At 52.2% G+C, this 23,481-nt stretch carries 16 protein-coding genes; 8 read left to right on the forward strand and 8 right to left on the reverse strand.

What is annotated here, in order from left to right:
* Positions 1-313 precede the first annotated feature (313 nt).
* Positions 314-1,384 carry an IS110 family transposase gene (locus tag ABWH99_RS06670; RefSeq protein WP_375582227.1) on the reverse strand — a complete coding sequence of 357 codons (1,071 nt, stop codon included), beginning with the start codon at positions 1,382-1,384 and terminating at the stop codon, positions 314-316.
* Positions 1,385-1,730: 346 nt separating this feature from the next.
* Between ABWH99_RS06670 and ABWH99_RS06675 the strand changes: the two genes are divergently transcribed.
* From ABWH99_RS06675 to ABWH99_RS06705, 7 genes are all read left to right on the forward strand, one after another.
* Complete coding sequence (locus tag ABWH99_RS06675) at positions 1,731-2,486, forward strand: DUF6250 domain-containing protein (protein WP_375585510.1); 756 nt, start codon at positions 1,731-1,733, stop codon at positions 2,484-2,486.
* 67 nt (positions 2,487-2,553) lie between these two features.
* A complete protein-coding gene (locus ABWH99_RS06680) occupies positions 2,554-3,975 on the forward strand; it encodes a sulfatase (RefSeq protein ID WP_375585511.1) in 1,422 nt (473 codons plus the stop codon).
* Positions 3,972-6,458 carry a heparinase II/III family protein gene (locus tag ABWH99_RS06685; RefSeq protein ID WP_375585512.1) on the forward strand — a complete coding sequence of 829 codons (2,487 nt, stop codon included), beginning with the start codon at positions 3,972-3,974 and terminating at the stop codon, positions 6,456-6,458. The genes ABWH99_RS06680 and ABWH99_RS06685 overlap by 4 nt, the downstream gene beginning before the upstream one ends.
* 233 nt (positions 6,459-6,691) lie before the next feature.
* Positions 6,692-10,189, forward strand: a complete 3,498-nt coding sequence (locus ABWH99_RS06690; RefSeq protein ID WP_375585513.1) for a sulfatase-like hydrolase/transferase — start codon at positions 6,692-6,694, stop codon at positions 10,187-10,189.
* A gap of 30 nt (positions 10,190-10,219) precedes the next feature.
* On the forward strand, positions 10,220-11,176 hold the full coding sequence (locus tag ABWH99_RS06695) for an NAD(P)-dependent alcohol dehydrogenase (RefSeq protein WP_375585514.1): 957 nt from the start codon (positions 10,220-10,222) through the stop codon (positions 11,174-11,176).
* Positions 11,177-11,367: 191 nt separating this feature from the next.
* Complete coding sequence (locus ABWH99_RS06700; protein WP_375585515.1) at positions 11,368-11,724, forward strand: BlaI/MecI/CopY family transcriptional regulator; 357 nt, start codon at positions 11,368-11,370, stop codon at positions 11,722-11,724.
* 2 nt (positions 11,725-11,726) lie between these two features.
* A complete protein-coding gene (locus tag ABWH99_RS06705; RefSeq protein ID WP_375585516.1) occupies positions 11,727-13,097 on the forward strand; it encodes a M56 family metallopeptidase in 1,371 nt (456 codons plus the stop codon).
* Between the two features lie 397 nt (positions 13,098-13,494).
* On the opposite strand, the gene ABWH99_RS06710 is transcribed toward ABWH99_RS06705, so the two are convergent.
* The 7 genes from ABWH99_RS06710 to ABWH99_RS06740 form a co-directional block, all read right to left on the reverse strand.
* Positions 13,495-14,133, reverse strand: coding sequence for a hypothetical protein (locus ABWH99_RS06710; RefSeq protein ID WP_375585517.1), 639 nt, complete (start codon positions 14,131-14,133; stop codon positions 13,495-13,497).
* 11 nt (positions 14,134-14,144) lie between these two features.
* Positions 14,145-14,693, reverse strand: coding sequence for a DUF4136 domain-containing protein (locus ABWH99_RS06715; RefSeq protein ID WP_375585518.1), 549 nt, complete (start codon positions 14,691-14,693; stop codon positions 14,145-14,147).
* A 20-nt stretch (positions 14,694-14,713) separates the two neighbouring features.
* A complete protein-coding gene (locus ABWH99_RS06720; protein WP_375585519.1) occupies positions 14,714-15,181 on the reverse strand; it encodes a hypothetical protein in 468 nt (155 codons plus the stop codon).
* 149 nt (positions 15,182-15,330) lie between these two features.
* Positions 15,331-15,984 (reverse strand): porin family protein, encoded by a 654-nt coding sequence (locus ABWH99_RS06725; protein WP_375585520.1) that lies wholly within the window; start codon positions 15,982-15,984, stop codon positions 15,331-15,333.
* Positions 15,985-16,006: 22 nt separating this feature from the next.
* Positions 16,007-17,443 carry an efflux transporter outer membrane subunit gene (locus tag ABWH99_RS06730; protein WP_375585521.1) on the reverse strand — a complete coding sequence of 479 codons (1,437 nt, stop codon included), beginning with the start codon at positions 17,441-17,443 and terminating at the stop codon, positions 16,007-16,009.
* Positions 17,440-20,616 carry an efflux RND transporter permease subunit gene (locus ABWH99_RS06735; protein ID WP_375585522.1) on the reverse strand — a complete coding sequence of 1,059 codons (3,177 nt, stop codon included), beginning with the start codon at positions 20,614-20,616 and terminating at the stop codon, positions 17,440-17,442. Before ABWH99_RS06735 ends, ABWH99_RS06730 begins: the two co-directional genes overlap by 4 nt.
* Positions 20,613-21,749 carry an efflux RND transporter periplasmic adaptor subunit gene (locus ABWH99_RS06740; RefSeq protein ID WP_375585523.1) on the reverse strand — a complete coding sequence of 379 codons (1,137 nt, stop codon included), beginning with the start codon at positions 21,747-21,749 and terminating at the stop codon, positions 20,613-20,615. The genes ABWH99_RS06735 and ABWH99_RS06740 overlap by 4 nt, the downstream gene beginning before the upstream one ends.
* Positions 21,750-22,272: 523 nt before the next feature.
* Between ABWH99_RS06740 and ABWH99_RS06745 the strand changes: the two genes are divergently transcribed.
* Positions 22,273-22,965, forward strand: coding sequence for an RDD family protein (locus ABWH99_RS06745; protein WP_375585524.1), 693 nt, complete (start codon positions 22,273-22,275; stop codon positions 22,963-22,965).
* The last annotated feature ends 516 nt before the right edge of the window (positions 22,966-23,481 follow it).

The raw sequence follows: 23,481 nt of genomic DNA on the forward strand, positions 1-23,481 counted from the left end.
AGCAACCCACCAGCAATAGGGTTCATGACGGAGAATATACTCCCAGGCCCCTTTAGTTAGGGGCTTTTTTTATCTTTGAATTCTTTGTCTTTTGATAGCTTAAAAAACTCGTTTTACTACTATCAAAAACAGCAACTTACTCCATAAAACAACCTTCTATTAACAGACTCAATGAGCTGCATTGCCACATTTTAATTTATTGGATATTGGGCCGTAGCCTTCGAGATAACAGTCAACTTAGTTGCTGCAAGGTTTTTTAACGGTCCCAATAAAGGTTGGGGATTGTTTTACAGAATAATATGTTTGTGCGGTTTTATTTGACGACTCCAAGCACATAGGGCTGTTTGTTTTTCAATACGTATCTGATCCTGCTTAAAAGTTTCTTTGCTATTCTGGTTATGGCTTGATTGGCTTTCATCCTTTTGCAATATTGGTTATAGCTTTTTGCCAATGCCGGATCAGTCCTTGCAGCGACCCAGGCACATTCTATTAGAGCAGCTCTCAGCACCTTATGCCCCCTGGGGGTGATATTACCCGTTCTTTCGGTATCCCCGGATGAGTTGGTTGACGGTACAAGGCCGATAAAAGAGCATAGTTTGTCGAGGGAGTTGAACCTGTCCAGCCTTTCCAGCTCGGTCAATAGGGTCATTGCCGTCAAGAGCCCGATTCCTGGAATGGTCATCAATAACTTGATTTCCTGCTCATACTTTTCTGTTTTGGAAAGGGTTCGTATTTGGTTGGTGACATTTAGGGTGGTTTTCCGCATATGGTACAAAATGGACAGATGACTGTCCATTATTTGTTTTTCCACCATACCGAGTTCAAGTCCATCCAGCCATCTAAGAAGCTTTTTGTTCCATTTTGGGCTGTTTATTTCCCCGGGAATACTTATGCCGTTAAAATGGAGGCTGGCCTTGATCCTGTTTTTGATCCTGGTGGTATCATTGACGACAGTTTTTCTTAACCTCATAAGCCCCCTGTCACCAAGAGAGGCCAAAGAGGGTATGTAGATAGGGACCAGTTCCCCGTTTCTTAGGGACCGGGCAATTTTTTGGCTGTCCCTGGCATCCTCTTTCTGTACTTTTTCCTTGCCGGTTGTCGGAATATCAGCAGGATTGACCACAATGGAATTGAACCCAAGAGCGCAAAGCTTGTAATGAGTCCAGTATCCCGAGAATCCAGCCTCATAGGCACTGAAGTAGGTAGCACCCGGATAGTTCCGGACAAGATAATTGTACAAAGTCTCTGCACAGGGATCCTGTGAAAACGTGCGTTTATGAAGATTATCCATCATCACTGTAACTTTCCAGCTTTTGAGGTGGGCATCAATACCCACATAAATGTTTTGGCCGGAAAAATCGTTTTTGTTAACTTGTGTTTGCATAAGTTTCGGAGGTTATAGCATGGTTCTAGAAAACTTAATCTAATGATTTCCTGAAACTTATGCTATTGCTCTTGCAAACATATGGCCTTCGAGGTCTCAAAGACCTCAAAGGTTTGAGATACTGACCTTTGGGGTTTCTCCAACCCCGAAGGTCTTTTCTGGGACCCGTGCATTTAAAAACCGTCGAGGTCCGAAAGACCTCAACGGTTAGGCGCGAACTGAAGGGACAAGGGATACGTCAGTTCGCGTAGCGATATTTCCTGCTGAATGGGGTCAAATTAACCCTGCTTATGCTGCGGGGGACAATAAATTTGGTATTTTAGTAGCCGTACTGACATAATCACGAATGCGATTTACCCTATTTCTACCCTTCCTCCTCACCCTTTTATCAAGCGGCCTGCTCGCCCAGGAAACCGGCTATATCAGGTTAAATGACTCCCTCCTGGTAAAGCCTTCGTTGATTTATTCGGAAGGATTCAATGACCTAAACGCTTGGAAAACAGAACAACAACCCGGAGGAAAGGTCACTTTGACCGAAGATAGAATGGAAATCGAAGATAAAGCGGGCTGTACCGTATGGTTTGAACAACCGTTGCAGCAACCGCTGATGATCGAGTTTACCGCTACGGTGATCGATGAAGGTGGGCCGCAGGACCGGGTTTCGGACTTAAACTGTTTCTGGCTGGCCAGCGATCCCTGGCACAGGGATTTTTTTGGGGACCCGCATCCCCACAGAGCGGGTAAATTCAGTCAGTACGACAGCTTACAGCTCTATTACGTGGGGCTGGGCGGTCATCATAATACAAAGACGAGGTTTCGAAGGTATTCCGGGGATGGGCAGAAGCCCTTACTCCCCGAGCACGATCTCTCGGATGAAGTCTACCTGATCGTCCCGAATGTACCCAACCGCATACGCATTATGGTGTATAATACAACGATCCAGTACTGGAGAAATGAACAATTAATATTTAATGTTTACGATTCCTCACCGCACGATTCCGGCTATTTTGCTTTTCGGACGGTAAACAATCACCTGATCGTTGATGATTTTAACGTGTACGGGCTAACAAAAATAAATGTGCCTCAACACCGGGAAAAGTAAATCGAAGTAGATAGCCCTAGTCATTTCGTAAAACAGATCGATCCTAGATTTAATATAGTTAGAAAAAATGAAAGCATTATTCACGGGCGCCCGCTTCCTACTAGTTGGAGCTTTCCTGATTTCCTGTTCGGAAACGCAACCGGGAGCGAAAACCAGGCAACCCAATATCCTCTTTATCGCCGTGGACGATTTGCGGCCCGAGCTCAATTTTTACGGTGCAGATCAAATTCATTCTCCCCACCTGGATCGGCTGGCCAGCCAAAGCCTGGTATTCGATCGGGCCTATTGCAACGTGCCGGTTTGCGGGGCCTCCCGCGCCAGCTTGCTGACCGGGGCCAGGCCCACACGCCACCGTTACCTGGATTATAAGACCCTGAAAGACGCAGATTATCCGGAGGCAGAATCCCTGCCCATGCGCTTCAAGAACAACGGTTACACCACCATTTCTAATGGGAAAGTGTACCACCATGCCAAAGACGATTCCCTGGCCTGGGACGAGCAATGGCAACCGGCTGGGAAATATACCTATGCTACCGAAGCCTATCGGGAAATTAGGGCGAACAGCTACCGAGGGATGCCCCTGGAAAAGGCCGAGGTACCGGATTCAGCATACAGGGACGGTAAGTTGGCGCTAAAAGCCATTCGTGATTTGAACAGACTCAAGGACGGAGACCAACCCTTTTTTCTGGCGCTGGGTTTTTACAAACCCCACCTGCCCTTTACCGCACCCAAAAAATACTGGGATACCTACCGACGGGAGGACATCAAGCTTCCCGAGAATTACCGGCAGCCGGAAACGACCCCCCGCAAAGCCTACCATAATTTTGGTGAGCTCAGAAATTACGAAACCATACCCAAGGAAGGTGATTTGCCGGAAGCACAGGCAAAGGAATTGATCCATGGGTATTACGCCTGCGTCAGCTATACCGATGCCCAAATCGGTTTGGTTCTGGATGAACTGGAGCGGCTGGGCCTGGCAGAAAACACCATAGTGGTCCTTTGGGGGGATCATGGCTGGAACCTGGGAGACCACAAACTTTGGTGCAAACACGCCAATTTCAATTCATCTCTCCGGGTTCCCATGCTGGTGAAAGTCCCGGGAAAAACCAATGGACAGCACACCCATTTCATCACCGAGACCATCGACCTGTATCCCAGCCTATGTGAGCTCGCAGGCATCGAAAAGCCTGCCCACCTGGAAGGTGACAGCTTCGTTTCCTTGATCGAAACCGGAAAACGGGAAAAGGACCATGCGGTGGTCAAATTTCACGATGGCGTCACGCTGATATCCGGTTCGTTTCAGTATACCGAATGGACCGATGATCAGGGGATTGCCTACGAGCGCATGCTGTTTGACCAGGCTTCCGACCCAATGCAACTGGATAACCTGGCCGAAAAGGAAGGATACCAAACCAAGGTAGCCGAGTTGTCACGTGAATTACGCGAGAAGTGGGGGTCGGATTACCTTACCAAATCGGGACTGCGATGATGGGATTAAGGACTTACCTGATTCTGCTGTTGGTATGCTTGCAGGGTTCCCTTCAGGCGCAGCACAGGGAGCGACCCTTCATTTGGGTGCGTGCCGGGGACAGACCGGCTATTTTGGAAAAGATAGCGCATCAATCCTGGGCCAAAGAGATTTATGCCGAATTTATCGACGAACTGGACAGAAGTATACAGGTTCATGCATCCGACCCCACGCGTTTCCTTGGCGGTTTGCCGTTCGATTGGGTGAAGGGAACAGGCGACCAAATTCCGCCGTTTCACCGGACCTATCACATCGAAGATGGGAAGCACAAAAACCTGGACAATGCCACCGAGGCCGAAATGGCCCATGCCAGAACGTTGATCCGCTACCTGCAAATAGCGTTGGACTGCGGCATCGCCTATTTTATCACTGAGGAAGAGAAATACGGGCAATGCGCTGTGGACATATTGTATTCATTTATTTCTGCCGTGGGTCAGTCAGCGGTATCGGACTGGCATGGAAGAGGTGGTTGGCTTTTTCCGGATGACGGATTCCGCGAGGTAAGGGAAATCGGCTATAAGGTGCCGTTGATATACGATTTTGTAGCAGATTTTATTGAAAAGGGAGGGAGGCCGTACGACTTAGCAAAAGAAAGAAAAACAGACTTTCCCTTCAGCGAGGCGCAACAGGTTTTTCGTACGTATGCTGATTTGACCATTCATTACGGACAGACCGGATCCAATCACCCCATTCTGGAAGCGCCTAATTTGGTCTACAATGCCCTGGCCATGGAAGAGGAGCAGGAGCGGGATCGTTTGCTGGCGTATTTTTTAACCGAAAATACCGAGAATCAGGATGCACTATCGGAAATGGCAAAAACCTACGCCAAGAGGGGAGACCTTTGGCCCGAAACCTCTCAATACCTGAATGCGGCCGCCTCCATATTGACACGGCTCATGCTGGTCGTCAACCGCTACGATCCGATAAATAGGCTAGGGGAAAGGTACGCCAACATTTTGTATGCCTTGCCGGCACTGGATTACCTGGTCTATCCAAACGGGCAATTGATCCGCTGGGGCGATGGAAAACGTACGGGAACGCCTCCTTACAGCAGCTACGAAGAGGCCTACCTGCTGGGGGAGATGGACGGTGTGGAAGACATTACCCGGGAATTTGCTTCCCTCCTTATCAGCGCCATGCAGCAGGGAGCCTACCATCGCTCCGGAATATTGGCGGTTCTCTGGTACGGAAAAGAATACAGCGGTGAGGGAGAAGAATTGATACTGCCCAGAACGGATAAAGTGGACCATGCCGGTATCTTTCTCCAGCGCAACGAAAGTAATACCGGAAATCCCGAAGACGGACTAATGGCTTTTGTGGGGGGTGCCCACATGGTACACGGGCATGCCGAAGGAATGAATATCGAACTGTACGGCAGGGGTGAAGTGCTCGGTGTAGACAACGGCCGGGGCCGGTACCAGCAAGACATTCACGAAAACTACTCCCGCCTGTTTGCGGCCCACAATACCGTGATCGTCAACGGAAATTCCCGGGCGGAGGGCGGTTGGGTAAACCTGGGCATCAACAGGGTTACCCAGGTCTCCATGGAACCGCAGCCCAGGGAAAATGCCCTTTCACCCGACCACTCCTTCTCCATTACCCGTTTTGTCGACGACAAAGGCAATTTGGCGGAAGCCGTACAGGAACGTACCCTGGCGGTGATTCGCACCTCGGACACCAGCGGATATTACGTGGATGTGTTTCGCTCCCGCTCCGAATTACCCGGACAGTTTCACGATTACCTGTACCACAATATCGGTGATAGCCTGATTTTCTTAAACGAGGAGCTGCCCCTGAAGCCCACGCCGGATCGCTACACTGCCAGCGCTGCTTTGCCCTGGGTACAAAACCGGCACTACCGCCATCCGGGCTGGCATTTTTTTGAACAGGTCCAGACGGCGGAAAATTACCAAAAAGGCATCCGGGCCAGGTTTGTAGCAGAGAAATTCAACCCACCCATCTACATGGACCTGCACATCCCCCCGCAGGAGGGCCGGTCCTACACCAAAGTAATGGCCCCTCCTACCTTCGAAGCACCGGATCCCTACGAAAATCGCCCCACGCCCACGCTGCTTATTCGCCAGCAGGGGGAGGCCTGGACCCAACCCTTTGCACTCGTTTTTGAACCATTTGGAGGACTCAATGCAACCCCCAGCTTGCAGTCGGTAGAAAAGTTAACACAGGACGGTGCATTCGCTGGCTTTTGCATTCGTAGTGAGGTGGCAGCGCAGGAACGCCTGCAGTACGTCCTGATACCCATGCCCGGAACAGGATACCGGGACGAGGGTCTGGGCATCTCCTTTACCGGCTCCTTTGCGGTCATTACTACCGATGCCGGTGGCAAGCTGCAATCGATCTATATCGGGGAAGGGGAGGAACTGCGGTACGGTGCCCAGGTCCTTCGTCCAGCTTCCGGTAAAAAATCCGTATACCGGAGGTTTTAAACGCAAACGCCCGCTGCCTGGCCGTGCCGGTACGTCGGATAGAGCCGATTTTGGAAGCGGTTTCAAAGAACAAGGCACTGTACCTGCCGGGAGGATTTTGGGAGGTATTTTTTAGTAGTCTTTGTTTGAAGCGGCCCAAAAACTCGCCGGGTGCTGGATATTTTCTCAAAAAAAGGTACCTTTCGTATTCTTTTTTCCAACGGACTACCAGTGATTACAAAACAATTAGATACATGCGAAAACGAATGTTAGTGCTGTTCCTCTTATTGGCCATCGGCCGGATACAGAGCCCGGCACAATCTCCTGCCCGGCCGAATATCATCTTTATCCTGACCGACGATCAGCGCTGGGATGCCCTGGGGCATGCCGGTAACGAGCTGATCCATACGCCGGAAATGGACCGGCTCGCAGCCGAGGGGACCTATTTTAAAAATGCCATGGTTACCACACCCATCTGTGCGGCCAGCCGGGCCACCATTTTCACCGGTTTGTACGAACGGACGCACGCCTACACGTTCCAGACCGGGCCCATTCGGGCGGCATACATGGAAACCGCCTACCCCAAGCTGTTGAAAGAAGCCGGATACCGCGTAGGCTTTTTTGGAAAATATGGGGTCAACCACAAGGATCTGGCAGGGCAGTTTGACGAATACGAATCCTACGATCGGAACGGCCAATTCAAAGACCGCCGGGGGTATTTTTACAAAACCATCGGCAGCGATACCGTACACCTTACCCGTTACACCGGGCAGCAGGCCCTGGATTTCATTGAACAGGCCGATCCGAACCAGCCTTTTTGCCTGTCCCTTTCTTTCAGTGCTCCCCATGCCCACGATCCGGCCGAAGACCAATATTTCTGGCAGCAGGAAGTGGACCCGCTCTTGCAGGGAATTACCGTTCCGGAAGCCGATCTTTCGGAGGACCGATACTTTGAAGCGCAGCCCGAGATCGTCAAGTCCGGTTTTAACCGGCTGCGCTGGACCTGGCGCTACGATACGCCTGAAAAATACCAGCATAGCGTCAAGGGCTATTACCGCATGATATCCGGTATCGACCGGGAAATCGCCAAAATCAGAAAACAGCTCGCCGACAAAGGCCTGGACCAAAACACGGTCATTATCCTGATGGGAGACAACGGGTACTTTTTGGGTGAACGGCAACTGGCCGGCAAGTGGTTGCTGTACGACAACTCCATTCGTGTGCCCCTGATCGTTTACGACCCACGGGTGGACAAGCCGGTGGAATCAGCCGCATTGGCTGCCAATGTGGACGTACCCGCTACCATCCTGGACCTGGCAGGGCTGTCCCTCCCAGCCGCTTACCAGGGCAAAAGCCTGGTTCCGGTGGTTCAGGGGCGGGAGGAACTCGGCCGGGACACGATACTTATCGAGCATCTTTGGGATTTTGTGAACATTCCCCCCAGCGAAGGACTTCGTACCGCAGAATGGAAGTATTTTCGCTACATCAATGACAAGTCCATTGAAGAACTGTACCACCTCGGCACGGATCCCCGGGAAATCAACAACCTGGCTGCGGACCCTGCCCATGCCGCTACGTTAAGGGCATTCCGCAAAAAAATGGACGCCTTGGGCGAGTCGCTTTCGGACGAAAGCACCGCGGCTCCGACAAACCTGCACGTGGAGATGCTGCGAAAGCCTGCAGGGCTGCCGCTGCGCGACCGAAATCCGGAATTTGGCTGGCAGGTACCCGAAGGAATCGCCTTCCAAACGGCCTATCAGGTGCTGGTGAGCAGTTCGCGGGAAAAAAGTCGACAGAATTTGGGCGATGTATGGGACAGCCACAAGGTATCGGGAAAGCAAAGCGTGAACATTGCTTACGAGGGTCCGGCATTGGAGGAAAATAAGACCTACTTTTGGAAGGTTCGTATTTGGGATGGGGACAATCGTACCGGAAGGTATGCAGCTGCCCAGTCATTTCAGGTAGCCGGCAGGGAGCAAGGCTACCTGACCACGCCAAATCGATTCATACAGGAAGATATTCTGCCGCAGAGCCTGAAAAAAGTAAATAAGGATACCTGGCTGGCGGATTTTGGCAAAGCAGCGTTTGCCAACCTGACCTTTCGTTACCAGGCAGATAAACCGGAAACCCTGACCGTTCGCCTGGGTGAGCAGCTGGAGGGAGGCCGGATCAATCGCGATCCGCAGGGCCATATTCGATTTCAGCAAGTAGAGGTGCCGGTCAGCCCCGAAAAAGAGCAGTACGTACTGCAGTTGCCTCCCGACAAACGGAACACGGGCCCCGCGGCGGTGGCATTGCCCGATTCCTTTCCGGTGTTGCTTCCCTATCGCTATGCGGAAATTACCGCGAACAAGCAGCCGGAGGGGCTGATCCAAAAAGCCTATTTTGGGTATTTTGAGGAAGATCAAAGTAGTTTTAGTAGTTCGGATACCATCCTTAATCAGGTGTGGGACCTGTGCAAGTATTCCATGAAGGGGACTTCTTTTGCGGGGATATACGTGGATGGCGACCGGGAGCGCATCCCCTACGAGGCCGATGCCTACATCAACCAACTCAGCCATTACGCGGTGGACTGGGAGTATCCCATCGCCCGTCGGAGCATCGAATACTTTATGGAAAACCCCACCTGGCCCACCGAGTGGCAGCTGCACGTGGCGTTGATGTTTTACGAGGATTACCTGTATACCGGCAATACCGAATTGATCGAACACTATTACGAGGAGCTCAAGCACAAAACCCTGATGGAGCTGGCACGGGAGGACGGGCTGATCAGCTCGGAAAGGGCCACACCCGAGTTTATGCAAAAGCTTGGATTTAAAGATCCGGATGTGAAAATGAGAGATATTGTGGACTGGCCACCCGCACAGAAAGATACCGGATGGGAGTTGGCCACCGAAGAAGGGGAGCGAGACGGCTTTGTTTTTACTCCCATTAATACGGTTATCAATGCGCTGTACTTTCGTAACCTGGAGATCATGGGCGAGTTTGCCCGGCTACTGGGAAAAACCGAGGAGGCCATGGAATACGAGCTGATGGCTGCGAAGGTGAAAAAATCAGTAACCGAGAAGTTAATGGACCGGGAAAAAGGCATTTACCTGGACGGGGAAGGAGCCGGGCATTCCTCCCTTCATGCCAATATGATGCCGCTGGCCTTTGATATGGTTCCTGAAGCGTACATCCCCTCGGTAGTGGAATTTATCAAGTCCCGGGGTATGGCGTGTAGTGTGTACGGATCTCAGTACCTGATGGACGGACTCTACAATGCCGGAGAGGCAGATTATGCACTGGACTTGATGACGGCCACCCACGACAGAAGCTGGTGGAACATGATCGCCATTGGGTCTACCATGACCCTGGAGGCCTGGGACATGAAATACAAGCCCAATGCTGACTGGAACCATGCCTGGGGAGCCGTACCCGGGAATATCGTGGCTCGCAAGATGTGGGGCATAGTCCCCAAGACACCGGGAGCCGGCCTGCTGGAAATCAAGCCCCAACTGAGCCGGCTGACCGAGACCTCCATTCGGGTCCCTTTCCTGACCGGTACCGTGGAGGCCGCTTACAAACGGGTCAATAACCGCCTGCAGCGTTACACGTTCGTTTTGCCTGCCAATGTCTCGGCAGAACTTTCGCTGGAATACGGCCCCAACGATGCACTATCCCTCAATGGTGAAAAGGTCAATACGCAGTTTGGTACCCTCCGTCTCTCGCCTGGCCTCAACGAAATTGAGTTGCAAGTAAACTCCTTTTAAAGGAGGTCCATCCCTTGTACCGTCCCTTGTATGGAGAAAATGAAAGCGTTTACCCGAACAACTTATGGAGGGCCAGAGGTGCTGCATGTAGAAACCGTGGAAAAGCCCGCTGTAAAAAAAGCCCATTTGTTGGTAAAAATTGCGGCAAATTCGGCCAATCCAGCCGACTGGCATATCCTCCGCGGAACTCCGATGTTCGCTCGTTTTGCATTTGGATTGATTCGGCCTAACAACAAATTTCTGGGGGCTGATTTTGCCGGAACGGTGGAGGAAGTCGGGGAGGATGCGGGTCAATTTCAGGTAGGCGACCGTGTTTTTGGAGAGTTTTTAGAAGGGGGAACTTTTGCCGAATATGCTGTCGTACCGGCAGCGGCCTGTGCGCTGATGCCAGAAGGCAGCAGCTTTGTAGATATGGCGTGCATGCCTGTTGCCGGCCTCACCGCCTTGCAAGCGCTTGTCAGCCATGGCAAGCTTCAAAAAGGCGAGTCGGTGCTTATCAATGGCTCCTCTGGTGGAGTGGGCCATCTGGCGGTACAAATAGCAAAGGCGCATGGTGCCAGGGTGACAGGTGTTTGTTCGGCAAGAAACAAGGATTTTGTGCATTCGCTCGGAGCGGATGCCGTTATTGCCTATGATGAGGAAAACATCCACCGACTCCAGAGAAAATTCGATCTGGTTTTGGACACCCATGGGAACCTATTCTACCAGGATTTTGCCCGCATGGGAAAGCGAGGCGTGCTCATCGGGTTTACCGGAATGCGGCACCTGGCTGTCTTGATGCTGCGAGCCGCGGTTGGCAGGTTTCCCCTGAAGCAGTTTACCGCTGCTCCGAACACCCCGGATCTGAATACGCTGGCGTCCATGGTGGAGGACGGGAAGATGCGCGTTCATTTGGAAAAAACGTATTTTTACACGGATATTCCGAAAGCGATTGCCTATATAGAAGCCATGCGCACCCGGGGTAAGGTCGGCATGCTTTGGGAGTAAGGCGAACGGCCGTTCTGCCGACACTTCGGTAGCCTGTCCACTTTTTTTCATTCCCTTTTGGGTTTTCCAGTCCCGGGAAACCTACCACCACCTCGTCTTTAAAGAATTATTTCGTGAAATAACTGATATTTCAATTGTATTATTGGTAAATCAGGTGTATATTTAAATATTAAGTTTAAAAAGATACAATCGTGGATAGACTCACCAAAAAAGAAGAGGAGGTAATGAAGATTCTCTGGAATCTAAAAAAGGCTTTTGTGAAGGACATCGTAGCGGAATTTGCCGATCCAAAACCGCCTTATAATACCATTTCATCCCTGGTAAGGATTTTACAGGAAAAAGGAATTGTAGGCTTTAAGCAGTATGGAAATACCTATGAGTATTTTCCGCTGCTTTCCAAAAAGGACTATCGAAAAAGGTATATGAAGGAGATCATAACTGATTATTTTGACAACTCCTTTTCTAAAGCGGTGGCGTCTTTCATTGAGGAGGAGCAGCTTGATCAGAAAGAGATTGACGAAATACTAAAACTCATCAAATCCAAATAACCATGGAACCGATCCTGTATTACCTATTAAAAGTTTCCCTGGGAACCACTGTTTTCTACGCAACCTACTTTTTTCTCTTTCGGAAAAGCAAAGGGTTTGTATTTAACCGCTTCTATTTGTCCGGGTCTTTTCTGGCGGCTTTTATCATTCCCTTAATTACTTTCTCCACTGAAGTCCAGCTTTCGGAAGCAAGCACCTATTTTTCGGAGAGTTTCGGTACAAGGGTAGGGTCGGCGCCGTCCCCAGCAACAGGCACTGACAACTACGCTACTGTAGCAGCAATGGTATTTTACCTCTATGTGATTGGGCTGCTAGTTTGTTTGGCTAAGTTGATCGTTGCCTATATAACGGCTGCCAGGATAAGAAGAAGCTGCAGGGAAGAACGTTTAGCGGGCGTGAGCGTCTGGGTAGCGGAAGAAAATAACCTGGCGTTCACCTTTCTTGACAAGATCATCATCGGAAGAAATTTACTCCGAAATCCGTCACTGGAATTAATAGTACGTCATGAGGCCGTACATTCCCATGAAAGGCATTTTTACGACATCATCCTTGCCGAAGTGTTTTCCGCCCTGCAGTGGTTCAACCCTTTCGCCAGGTTTCATGCCTCGGCCATCCGAAATAACCTGGAGTTCCGGGCAGATGATCGGGTGGTTCAGGTATCGGATAAAAAAGCCTATCAATTTACCATGCTGTCCATGGCTTTGAATAGCATCGATTCACCCCGATGTACTGCCCTGAATTCCAGTAATCTAAAAAAACGAATGATCATGATGAACACCAAAAGCAAGCATAAATATACCGGTCTGCTCAGATGGGCCGTTATTCCCGTATTTACCCTTTTGCTGGTATCCCTTTCGGGCAAAAAGGTTGTGACGATTAGCGATAAGGTAGAAGCCACGGAGTCTTTGGGGCCGCCTTCCCCTACCTTGCCACAGGACGCATCCGACCCCATTACCGCCACCCGATCCATTCTCAGGTATTTTTCAGAAAATCTAAAGTACCCGGTGGAAGCAAGGAAAGCCGGTCTTATCGGTACCGTACGGATATACGCCAGGGTCAGTGATGAGGGCAATATCACCGAAGTGCTGGATGTTAGACCAAAAGAGGCATTTGTGACCTTTGATGAGGTGGTCGTTATCGGATACCTTGGAGATGATTTCAAAGAACTCACAACGAGGAAATCCTATCGGCATCAAAGCTTGTTGGCAGAGGGTACACGGGTAGTTTCATCCCTTCCAAAATTGGAGATTGACAGCCTTCAGGGGAAGCTTGTTCAGTTTAATTTTAGATTCGGCTTACGTTCACCGGATGGTAGGAGCAAAATATGGGAACGGGATATAGACCAGGAAACAATAGACCTGATCTCAAAATAAAATCCGGGACTTTTCAAACGAAAGATGCTGTTCCAATGTGGGTACAGCACCGGCGCTTCGCGGCCTCAGGTCCCTTATCTCTGAAGCAGTTTACCGCTGCGGTCCACCCTACGGATCTGAATGCGCTGACCTCTCTGATACAGGAGGTGAAAACGAGCGCTCACCCCGAAATACCAGTACATACCTTCGGCGATTGTCCGTGGCGAGGCCATGGGCAGCCGAGGCAAACTCGGCCCGGTACCGGAGGCATCCTACCCGGGGATAAGAGCCAGAAATCCCGACCCATGGGTCGGGATTCTTATATATTTTGCCGGGGCCATTTGTGCTTACCAAAAAACCAGTCAACGAGGGGGCGATAGGGCTACCTATCCCCGACGATCGCCGAAAAAGGCGAATCCTATTCGTTGCCAATCAAGCCATCGCGTAGCAGCTGTTCGACGACTGCCTTGGCAAAGGAGGTGGAAAACTTCTCCAATGAGGAAGGATTGGTGGTTTCGGATTGGCAGGACCAGACCAGCTGTTCCGTTTCGGTATCGTACAGGTTGGCCTCGAGGTAGTAGTTTTTATCGGTGGTATAATAGCCCGGATCGTACATGTAGGGATTGTAGGTGCCGTAATACGACCAAAACCGCCCACGAAAGCCAATGCCCATGGGAGCATAGACCGTTGTTCCGGGAACGTAACGGGTCTCGCTGGTTTGGTCCAGCAGGGTGACCGTCAGGATGGCTTCGCTCCCCAGTTTCCGGATTTCCTCCAGTATTTTTTCCTTGTCAGCTTCTTCTGATTTAAAACCCGGGGGGATGACGGTAAAGCTTCCGGTGACCGATACGCCCTGGGATCGGATCGTCTCTTCCAGTTGCGCTTCCACCGTTTGCCGTGCCAAAATATTTTGAGTCAGGGCCGTGACAAACAGGCTGGAATAACCTTCGGTTGTTTTCTTTTCGGGACTGGTCCAGGACCCGATGATGCGGACACTTGGAGCACAGGAAGTAAGCAGGAGCAGCAACACCCCTGTAAGTATGGACAATTTTTTCATGGGTGGTGGTGTTATTGTTTGGTCATTTTTTGAAAGAGAAGCTCGACTACATCGTCGATGGTGCCGGGCGTATTTTTTGCTTTCTTGGGAAGGGCGCGCTGGATGGTACCCACCCAAAGGGCTTCCCCGGTTGGATTGTCTACCACATGCATCGTAAGGGTACCTTCCTTGTAGGTGCCTACGGGGATTTCTTCCACCTTCCAGGAGTAGGAGCGTTGGCCGATGTACAGAAAAGGGTCGGTCGCCAGGTTGGTTTCGCGGGTTTGTACTTTGTCTTCCACGACGATACCCAGGTTGACCTTCAGGTCGGGATTGGTGGAAGTTTGTCGCAGGCCGTAGGTTTCCATTTTTTGGCTGATGGCCTTTTTCAGGTAAGCGATGTTTTGCGCAAACTCCGGCGTACCGGTGTCTTCTGCGTCGATCTGGAAGAAATCAAAGGTTTGGTAGGCGCTGAGGTCGAGCGCATCGTACCGTTCGGCGTCCACCAGCACGGGGCCGCTACCGCAGCCATAGGCGATCGCGAGGATGAAGAAAGACAGAATTCTTTGTGCTTTGTTCATGGCTAGCTGGGGTCAATTGATCAAAATTCGTCAATAAAAGGTAGTTCTTGCAAGGTAATGTTGCGGAGGGTGCTGTGGATGTAATTGTCCAGTTGCATAAATTTTGCCGCATCGCGGGCTGAAGTAATTTTATTGAATTGCTTGTAGTACTTCTGGTGGAGTTTGTTGCGGGCCGCAGTATTTTTCATGATGCCTTTCGCGAGCGACTCCGCCAGTTCATTATCCAGATTTGCGTAGTTTTCCAGGTAGTTGTTGATGAGCAGGAGGCGTTCCCGCGCGAGCAATTGGCGCTGTCCTTCGTACTGCTGGTAAATGATCCAGAAGCCGGGAGCCACCGATTCGGGCAGATCCATGACTGCTTCTACCAGTTGCTTTTTACCCATGCCGAATTCTGCCTGCATAAGGGTGATTTCGTCGTTGATGTCCTGCGCGAGCACCAGGCTGCCCAGCGAAAAGGAAAGTAGAAAGAGAATCGCTGTTTTTTTCATGATTATTAGGATTTAATTAGTTGACTGTACCTATTTTTTTTGCTATCGGCATCCGTTGACCTTTCGGAGGGCAGGGCCTTCCCGCGTCACCTATCGGGAGTCAGGAACTGCCGACGAAAGCCTTCGTGTCCTTTCGTTGTACGCCGATTTTATTGCCCCACTCGAAAGACCAGTCCTCCGTCAAACGCAAACTGGAACATGCTCGAGTACGAATTCAAGCCAATACCCGATCCACCGGTGCCGAAGTAAAACCCGCCACCCATGGATTCTACTGCGGAAAAAAGGGAGGCTTGCGTCCGGAAAGCGAGGTTTTCGAGCAGCCATATATTGATGCCTCCGCGAACGCTGTAGGCAAGCCGCGTGGTAGACCGCTCGTTATTGTTGCTGGGATTGGTTAGGGAGAATATTCCCATGCCAATGCCTGCACCGGCAAAGGGCTCCAGTTGTTCGCTTACCTGAAAATACCGCGTTCCATTCAGCATGAGCCAGTTGAGTCGCAAATCGAAATCCGTTTGGCGGAGTTGCCCTCCCGAAAGTATATCGTCCAGGTACACGGTTGGGGCATTGGTGTTCTGCCGGAGGTACTGGAGTTCGATGCCCCCTTTATCGGGAATGAGGTATTCGATACCTCCTCCGAATCGACCCCCATCCTGTATTTGACCGTCATAGTAGGAGGTCCGGGAGTAGTAGGAATCCACCCGATCTTTGAAGACATAGCCCCCGTACATATTGATGCGTAGTTCCTGACCAAAAACGAGCGATGATAGCCCGGTCAATACGAACACAAGTAGTAGCTTTTTCATGGAAACGGATTGAGATGGTTGATTAATCTTGTGGAGAGGTTGTGTTTTCGGTAAGGGGGCCTCCACCGACCACCTTGTAATACTGGATATGCGCGGAAAGCAGGGCCTGCCGCAATTGCACCAGGGCCAATTCCGCGTCGAATGCCTGTCGCTGCGATTCCAGGACTTCCAGGTAACTGGTGACTCCCTGGGTGTACCGCTCCCCACTGAGGTACTGGGCGTTTAGGGCTGATTTTTTTCTTTCCACGGCTGCAATGATCTCCTCATGCAGTGTGCGGATTTCCACTTTCACGTCTTCTACCTCACGAAGGGCATTCAGCACGGTATTTTCGTAAGCAAACAGCTGCTGAAACTCCCTGCTTTGTTCGATATCTACCCTGCGTTTGAGTTGCCCCCAGAAAAACAAGGGACCCATCAGTTGTCCACCGATGTTCCACAAGGGATTGGAAAGGTCCCATTCCCGGAAATTGTCCGTGATGATCCCGAGCGTTGCATTCAGACTGATGGTGGGCAAGCGGCTGGCTTTCGCGACCCCCACCTGGGCGTGTTGCGCCATGAGCAGGTACTCTGCTTCCAGGATGTCCGGCCGGTTTTCCAGCAGTTCTACCGGAGAAAACCGATCCGTATCCACATCTACCACCAGTTCGGGTAGGGAACGTCCTTTTGGAAGACGGGTAGGGTTTCTGCCGATCAAAAAATTGAGGGCATTCTCCAGCTGCACCGATTTTCGCTGGAATTGGGGTACCGCACCTGCCGCGATGTTTTTCAGGATATTCGACTGATCCACGTCGGTCTGCTGGATGATTCCTTCGTCAAAGCGTGCGACGATGATGCGGTGCATGCTGTCTCGCAGGGCCAGGTTCCGTTCGGCGATTTCCAGTTCTTCCAGGGCCTGCAACCAATTGAAATAGGTAGCCGCCACGTCGGCAATCAGGGATAATTGCAGGCTTTTCAGCCCGTGCTCGCTGGCCAGAAGCTGGTATCTGGCGGCGTCGGATTGGTTTCGGAGCCGGCCCCAAAAATCGATCTCCCAGTTGAGACCGGCACCGGCAATAAACAGCTCGTTTACCTGCCCGATTTGATTGAAGAGAAAATTGCCCCTTTCTGCCGATGCCTGCACACCGATTTTTGGCAACAGCTCGGCATTCTGTAGTCGAAGTGCGTACCGGTTTTGCATCAGCCTTTCTGCCGCTATGTTGACGTTTCGGTTGTATCGCAGGGCGGACCGAATCAGGGTGTCGAGTAAGGGGTCGTCAAAATAACTCCACCATTCCAGATTGGCATCGCCGGCTTTGGCCAGATCCAGGGTATTGACGCTGTCGGAAATGGCCGATTCCGTTGGATCGGTGGACGCCTGGAAAGCCGCAGGAACGACCACCTCCACACCGGTGTAGTTTTTCCCGGCCTTACACGCACCAAGAAACAGGACCAGGAGTAGGACTTGAACCGTCGTTTTCATTCGTCTGAGGGATTTAGGTTTTCGGCCAGGGCTCGCTTTTTCTCGTAGTTGAAGACTTTGCCTACCAGCACGAAAAGCATGGGATACAGGAATACGCCCAGGAAGGTGGCCATGCCGATGCCTCCCAAAAGCGCCATACCCATCACTTTCCGGGCTTCCGCACCCGACCCTGAAGCCAGAATCAAGGGGAGAATTCCGAGTACAAACGAAAATACCGTCATCAGGATGGGACGGAACCGCAACCTGGCGGCTTCGATTGCTGCATCAAACAGGGACAGGCCTTCGTCAAATTTCATTTTTGCAAATTCCACGATCAAAATAGCGTTTTTGGCCGCCATGGCAATCAGCAGGATGAGTGAAATCTGGGCGAAGATGTTGTTTTCAAAACTCAAGCTAAACAGTCGGGCTCCGGAAAGGAAAAGAAAGGCTCCAAACAAGGCAAAGGGTGTCCCGAGCAGGATGCTGAGCGGCAGGGACCAACTTTCGTATTGCGCCGACAGAATCAGAAAGACCAGAAAGAAGGAAAACGCGAAAATCAATCCTGCTGAGCCTGAGGAGGCTTTTTCCTGGAAGCTCATCCCGCTCCAGCTGAACTCCATGGTTTCCGGCAATACCTCCGCTGCCACTTCCTCCAGGGCATTCAGCGCCTGAATGGAGCTGTACCCGGTCGCCGGGATCCCGGTGACTTCTGCGGAGCGAAACAGGTTGAACCGATTGGTGTATTCCGGTCCGCTCACTTCGCGCACCGTAAGGAAGGTGCTGATCGGTACCGACTCACCGGCGCTGTTTTTTACGTAGAACAGGTCCAGCCCCTGTTCGTTTTGGCGGTATTCGGATTCGGCCTGAATATAGGCCCGGTACGTTCGTCCGAATTTGGAAAAGTCATTTACATAGGCACCTCCCAGAAAGGCCCCAAAGGTCTGGTACAACTCCTGCAGGTTTACGCCGGTTTTCAGGACCTTATCGGTGTCCAATTCGATAAAGCGCTGGGGCACGGAGGCCTGGTACTGCGTGGAGGCACGGGCAATCTCCGGCCGCTGTCGGGCCGCTGCGATAAATGCCTGCGTTTGCTGAAAGAGGTATTGGGGATCCTCACCCAACTTGTCCTGGATCATCAGGCTAAACCCGGCGCCAGAGCCCAATCCCGGAATGGCCGGAGGTCCGAAGGCAAAGGTAAAGGCATCTTTGATTTCCCGGGAAAGAAGGGCGTTGATTTTTTCGGTCACCTCCTTGGCCGTCTGATCGGGACGTTCGTCCCAGTCTTTCAGCGAGATAAACATGAAGGCGGCATTCGTGCTCAGGGCATCGGCCAGCATGTTGTAGCCCACGGCAGTAGCGTAGGTGTCGACTTCCGGGATTTCTTTCAACAGGTCTTCGATCTTTCGGGATACTTCATCGGAGCGTTGCAAACTCGCGGCGTTGGGCAGCTGTGCACTCAGAAAAATGTACCCCTGATCTTCTTCGGGGATGAAGCCTCCGGGTAGCCTGGCTCCGAGAATTCCTGCAGCCAGCAGGGTAAGCACAATGAACACGGCACCCCGCTTTAATTTTCCGGAAATGACCGTGGTAAAGGAGGTGTAAGCGGCGGTGGAGCGATCGAAAGCCCGATCAAACCGGTTAAAAAATCGACCCAGCAGGCCGGATCGGTTTCCTCCTTCTTTTTTTGGCTTGAGCAGCAGCGCGCAAAGTGCCGGCGAGAGCGTCAGTGCGTTGATACTCGAAATGATGACCGAGACGGCGATGGTGATCGCAAACTGTTGGTACAGCTTCCCGGTGATTCCGGAGATTCCGACCACGGGAACGAATACCGCCACGAGTACCAGGCTGGTGGCAATCACCGGAGCCGTTACTTCCTTCATGGCTTCCGTGGTCGCTCGTTTTACCCCCATGCCCTGCTCCATTTTGACCTGCACGGCTTCCACCACCACGATGGCGTCATCCACCACAATGCCGATCGCCAGGACCAGCCCTAACAGGGATAGCACGTTGATACTAAAACCCAGCAAGGGGAATAGCATAAAGGCACCGATCAGGGATATGGGTACCGCCAGGGTCGGTATCAGGGTGGCGCGCCAGTCCTGAATGAACAAAAATACCACCAGTATCACCAATACCAGGGCGATGATCAGGGTCTCGACGATTTCGTCGATTCCGGCAACGATGGGCTTCGTGGCATCCAGCGAAATGCCGTAGTCGATTCCCTCGGGAAAACCCTGTGCCAGGGTTTCCAGCTCTTTTTTTACATCTTCGGCCACTTGCACGGCGTTGGAGCCGGGCGATTGGTAGATGGAGATCAGGGCCGCATCGGTGCCGTTGGTACGGGTAAATGCACTGTAACTTTCCGTGCCCAATTCTACACGGGCGATGTCTTTGAGGCGAACCTGCGATCCGTCCGGGTGGGTCCGGACCACGATTTCCTGAAAGGCCTCTTCGGTTTGCAGCCGTTCCGGCAGTCGGACCACGTAGGTAAATTCCGTGCCCGGGGGAGCCGGTTCGGCGCCGAGTTTTCCACCCGGCACGATGGTATTCTGCGCGCGGATGGCCTGGGTGATTTCGCCGATGGTTAGTCCCATCTTGGACAGCCGGTCCGGTTGTACCCAGATGCGCATGGAATAATCCGAGGCACCGATTACGCTGACCCGCCCCACGCCGGGGATCCGCGCCAGGCGGTCCTTGATGTTGATCATCGCGTAATTGCCCAAAAATTGCTGATCGTAGGACTGATTGGGCGAAAGCAGGGAGATCAGGAGCAGCGTATTGGACATGGATTTTTCCGTGGTGACGCCCATGCGCGTGACTTCCTCCGGAAGCTTGGCCATGGCCGAGGAAACCCGGTTTTGGGTAAACACCGTGTTCATGTCGGGATCCGTACCGATATCAAAGGTGACCTGAATGCCCATGGTACCGTCGTTGGAATTGGTGGATTTCATGTAGATCATGTTTTCCACCCCGTTGATTTGTTGTTCCAGGGCAGTGGCCACGGACTGTTCCACCGATATGGCGTTGGCGCCCGTGTACTTGGCGCTGACCCGGACCACCGGGGGCGTGATATCGGGGTACTGTTCGATGGGCAGGCCGGCCAGCGAGACCAGTCCGACCGTTACGGTGATGATGGAAATAACAATGGCTACGATCGGCCGGCGAACAAAAAAGTGGTGTTGCAATTCTTTCATGGATTTTCCGACTTGAAGGAAACAATGTCCGCAGTTACTTTCTGACCCGACTGTACGGTCATCAAGCCTTCCAGCAATACGTTTTCATCCTTGGAAAGCCCGGATTGTATCACAAAGAGGTCTTCAAATTCGTCCAAGATCTCTACCCGTTTCTGCGTTACCAGGCCGTCCGGACCGACCACAAACACATTGTAAAACCCCTGCAGCTCGACCACACAGCGCTGCGGAACCAGCAGTGCCCGATCCAGTATGTCTACGATGCTTTTTACTTTGGCATATTGTCCCGGCCGGATCAGGCCGTCGGGATTCGGAAAAATACTCTGTACCAGGATGGTGCCCGTACCCGGATCCACGTTTCGGTCCAGAAAGGTGATGTTCCCGGTATAGGGAAATTTTTCCCCATCTGCCAGGTACAATTCCAGCGGGTGGTTGATGCGGCTGCGGCCGTTTTCATCGCCTTCCAGCACTTGCTTATAGAAAGTAAGGTAGTCTTTTTCGTTTAGAAAAAACTCGACCACCACGCTGTCGATTTGCGAAATGGTGTTTAGGATGACGGGATTGGGACTCTTACCCACGTATTCTCCTTCTTTTGCTTTCGTTTTGCCGATGATACCACTGATTGGCGCCTGAATCTGCGCGTAGCTCAGGTTCACCTTGGCCAGGTTTAAATTCGCTTCCGCGGCTTTTACTGCATCGGCGGCCGCATCCCTGCGGGCGGTGGCGGCATCCAGGTCCCGTTTGCTGATGGCATTGATCGCGACCAGGGGTTCGATCCGGGCCAGCTCGTTTTGCGCATTGACCAGGTTCACATGGGCTTCCGAAAGGTGGCTGTCTTCCCGGGTCACGTTGAGTCGATAGGGGTTGTCATCGATGCTGTACAGCAGCTGTCCCCGGCGTACCCGGCTGCCTTCCTGAAAATGGAGCTTTTCCACAAAGCCGTCTACCCGTGCTCGGATGGGAATGTCGGCCTTGCCGTACACCTGTCCGACAAACTCCTTAAAAAGAGGCACTTCCCGTTCGAACACCCGGACGGCTTTCAGGTTGGGAGGAGCGGCTTGTTGTACTTCCTTTTCCGCACAAGAGGCTGGCAAGAGGGCGCAAAAAAGGTACAAAAGCGAAAGGTTATGTTTCATGGCGCGAATGTTTCGTGACGGTAAAAGTTTGCAAACCTGCGCAATATACCACTCATAAAAAAAAATACACACCATTTTTATTCTTTTGTAATAAAAAAAATGCGGCTGCACGGCTCAAAAAGGTTTTCGGTGTGCCTTCCCCAACCCCCTGAATCAGCGCCGGCATAGCCATGTATCGCCAGGAATTCCAGGTCCCGGAGATGCCGGCAGGGAGACCGATTTGCCTTCTCCGGAGAATGCATGAATTTTCCGTTCGTGTATTCGGTTGCGTCGCCTGTGTTGGAAATAGGCTCCTTCGTTTCCTTTCCGACCCGGCCGGTGTCCGGGTGGCTTTTCTTCGGGCGGACTGCCTTTGAAAACACCGGCGACCCCAGGGGTAGGAGGCGGACGCCTTTCCCAACCCCCTTTCCATGGGGCCGAATGGTTGGAGGCGTTTTTGTCCGGTATCCATGGAGCGCGTTGGCGGGGGATCGTACTGATTTTTGCGCAGCACCTTGATTCATTTCGGAAAAAATCCGCTATCTTGATCCGGGCGCGATCCGCTTCGGTAGCGCGGGGAGGTTCGCTGACCGGCAAAGGGGCAGGTAGCCATGCGGCCGGTTGGTGCCCATCCCTGCGGCGAAAAAACCTGAGAAATGGCTGCTTGTGGGGAGCGGATTGCCCTGACTACCTTCCGAAACAGCCGAAAATGACCATGGAAAACAGGACCCGACCGCTTCTCCGTCGATTGTTTGCCGGGGCGATAGACCTTGGAATCGTTGCCGGCTATGCCCTGCTTCTTTTTACGCTGACCCGCTGGTTTTTTGCGGTTGAAACAGGCGCTTTGACGCCGTATCGGGGACAGCTCATCGGGTTCCTTACCCTGACGGCGCCCGTGGTAGCCTATGCGTACCTTACCGAAGGGAGCCGCTGGAAAGGGACGCTTGGAAAGCGGGCGCTGGGCTTGCAGGTGAGGGTAGCGGGTGCCGGAAGGAAAAAAGCCATTCTCCTGCGAAACCTGCTCAAGTTTTTGCCCTGGGAACTGGCGCATACCGGGGTTCATTGGCTGCTCTTTTATGAATCGGTTGGAAAAGAAACACCGCTGTGGACCTGGACGGCATTGATTGTTCCTCAGATCCTCGTCCTTGGGTATGCTGTCAGCATCCTTGCCAGTAAGGGACGGAGCAGCCTGTACGACCGAATGGCAGGGAGCAGCTTGCAGGCAGCAAATCCCTGACCGGCTCGGGTACCGGACAAAGCGAGCGGGCAATTGCCGCGGGGGCGAAAGGGATGCGATCGGCAGAACCGCGCCGGTACCTGTTGCGGACGCGAGCCTGGTTCCTTGCTTTGTGGTGACGATCCCCTGCCGGGGTAAGCAGCCGTTCCGTTGGGGGCATGCCCCGTGCAGGTTGCTTGTCTGAACCTGCGCGCGCTTGGCAGTGGATCTCTTTCCTTTTCGTATAGGAGGTTCAGCAGATGCGGTGCATGCGCCGTCGCCGGAGGTACCGGGCGGTTCGTCGGTAGCAGTCTCTACCTGGGGCTCTGTGAATCTGCAAGGCCTTGTATCCGCCTGTAGTCATTTTCTATGGCCTTCGGCCGCGGAATTTTTTAAAAAATGGGTTATCTTGTCGGAGTACCGGAGCAAGGACATTCCCTGCAGCTACCCGGTCGGGCGTTTTTTTCCCTGGAAAACGAGGCGACCGTAGCCGGTACCGGGGGTGAGAAGGATCCTGCCCGAGGCGGAGTGCCAGAC

The organism is Cyclobacterium xiamenense (genome assembly GCF_042140265.1).
In the GTDB taxonomy this organism is placed as follows: Bacteria; Bacteroidota; Bacteroidia; order Cytophagales; family Cyclobacteriaceae; genus Cyclobacterium; species Cyclobacterium xiamenense_A.

Excerpts from the sequence above, each read along its gene's own strand:
- ABWH99_RS06670 (WP_375582227.1), bottom strand. The coding sequence starts at position 1,384 with ATGCAAACACAAGTTAACAAAAACGATTTTTCCGGCCAAAACATTTAT.
- ABWH99_RS06675 (WP_375585510.1), top strand. The coding sequence starts at position 1,731 with ATGCGATTTACCCTATTTCTACCCTTCCTCCTCACCCTTTTATCAAGC.
- ABWH99_RS06680 (WP_375585511.1), top strand. The coding sequence starts at position 2,554 with ATGAAAGCATTATTCACGGGCGCCCGCTTCCTACTAGTTGGAGCTTTC.
- ABWH99_RS06685 (WP_375585512.1), top strand. The coding sequence starts at position 3,972 with ATGATGGGATTAAGGACTTACCTGATTCTGCTGTTGGTATGCTTGCAG.
- ABWH99_RS06690 (WP_375585513.1), top strand. The coding sequence starts at position 6,692 with ATGCGAAAACGAATGTTAGTGCTGTTCCTCTTATTGGCCATCGGCCGG.
- ABWH99_RS06695 (WP_375585514.1), top strand. The coding sequence starts at position 10,220 with ATGGAGAAAATGAAAGCGTTTACCCGAACAACTTATGGAGGGCCAGAG.
- ABWH99_RS06705 (WP_375585516.1), top strand. The coding sequence starts at position 11,727 with ATGGAACCGATCCTGTATTACCTATTAAAAGTTTCCCTGGGAACCACT.
- ABWH99_RS06710 (WP_375585517.1), bottom strand. The coding sequence starts at position 14,133 with ATGAAAAAATTGTCCATACTTACAGGGGTGTTGCTGCTCCTGCTTACT.
- ABWH99_RS06715 (WP_375585518.1), bottom strand. The coding sequence starts at position 14,693 with ATGAACAAAGCACAAAGAATTCTGTCTTTCTTCATCCTCGCGATCGCC.
- ABWH99_RS06720 (WP_375585519.1), bottom strand. The coding sequence starts at position 15,181 with ATGAAAAAAACAGCGATTCTCTTTCTACTTTCCTTTTCGCTGGGCAGC.
- ABWH99_RS06725 (WP_375585520.1), bottom strand. The coding sequence starts at position 15,984 with ATGAAAAAGCTACTACTTGTGTTCGTATTGACCGGGCTATCATCGCTC.
- ABWH99_RS06730 (WP_375585521.1), bottom strand. The coding sequence starts at position 17,443 with ATGAAAACGACGGTTCAAGTCCTACTCCTGGTCCTGTTTCTTGGTGCG.
- ABWH99_RS06735 (WP_375585522.1), bottom strand. The coding sequence starts at position 20,616 with ATGAAAGAATTGCAACACCACTTTTTTGTTCGCCGGCCGATCGTAGCC.
- ABWH99_RS06740 (WP_375585523.1), bottom strand. The coding sequence starts at position 21,749 with ATGAAACATAACCTTTCGCTTTTGTACCTTTTTTGCGCCCTCTTGCCA.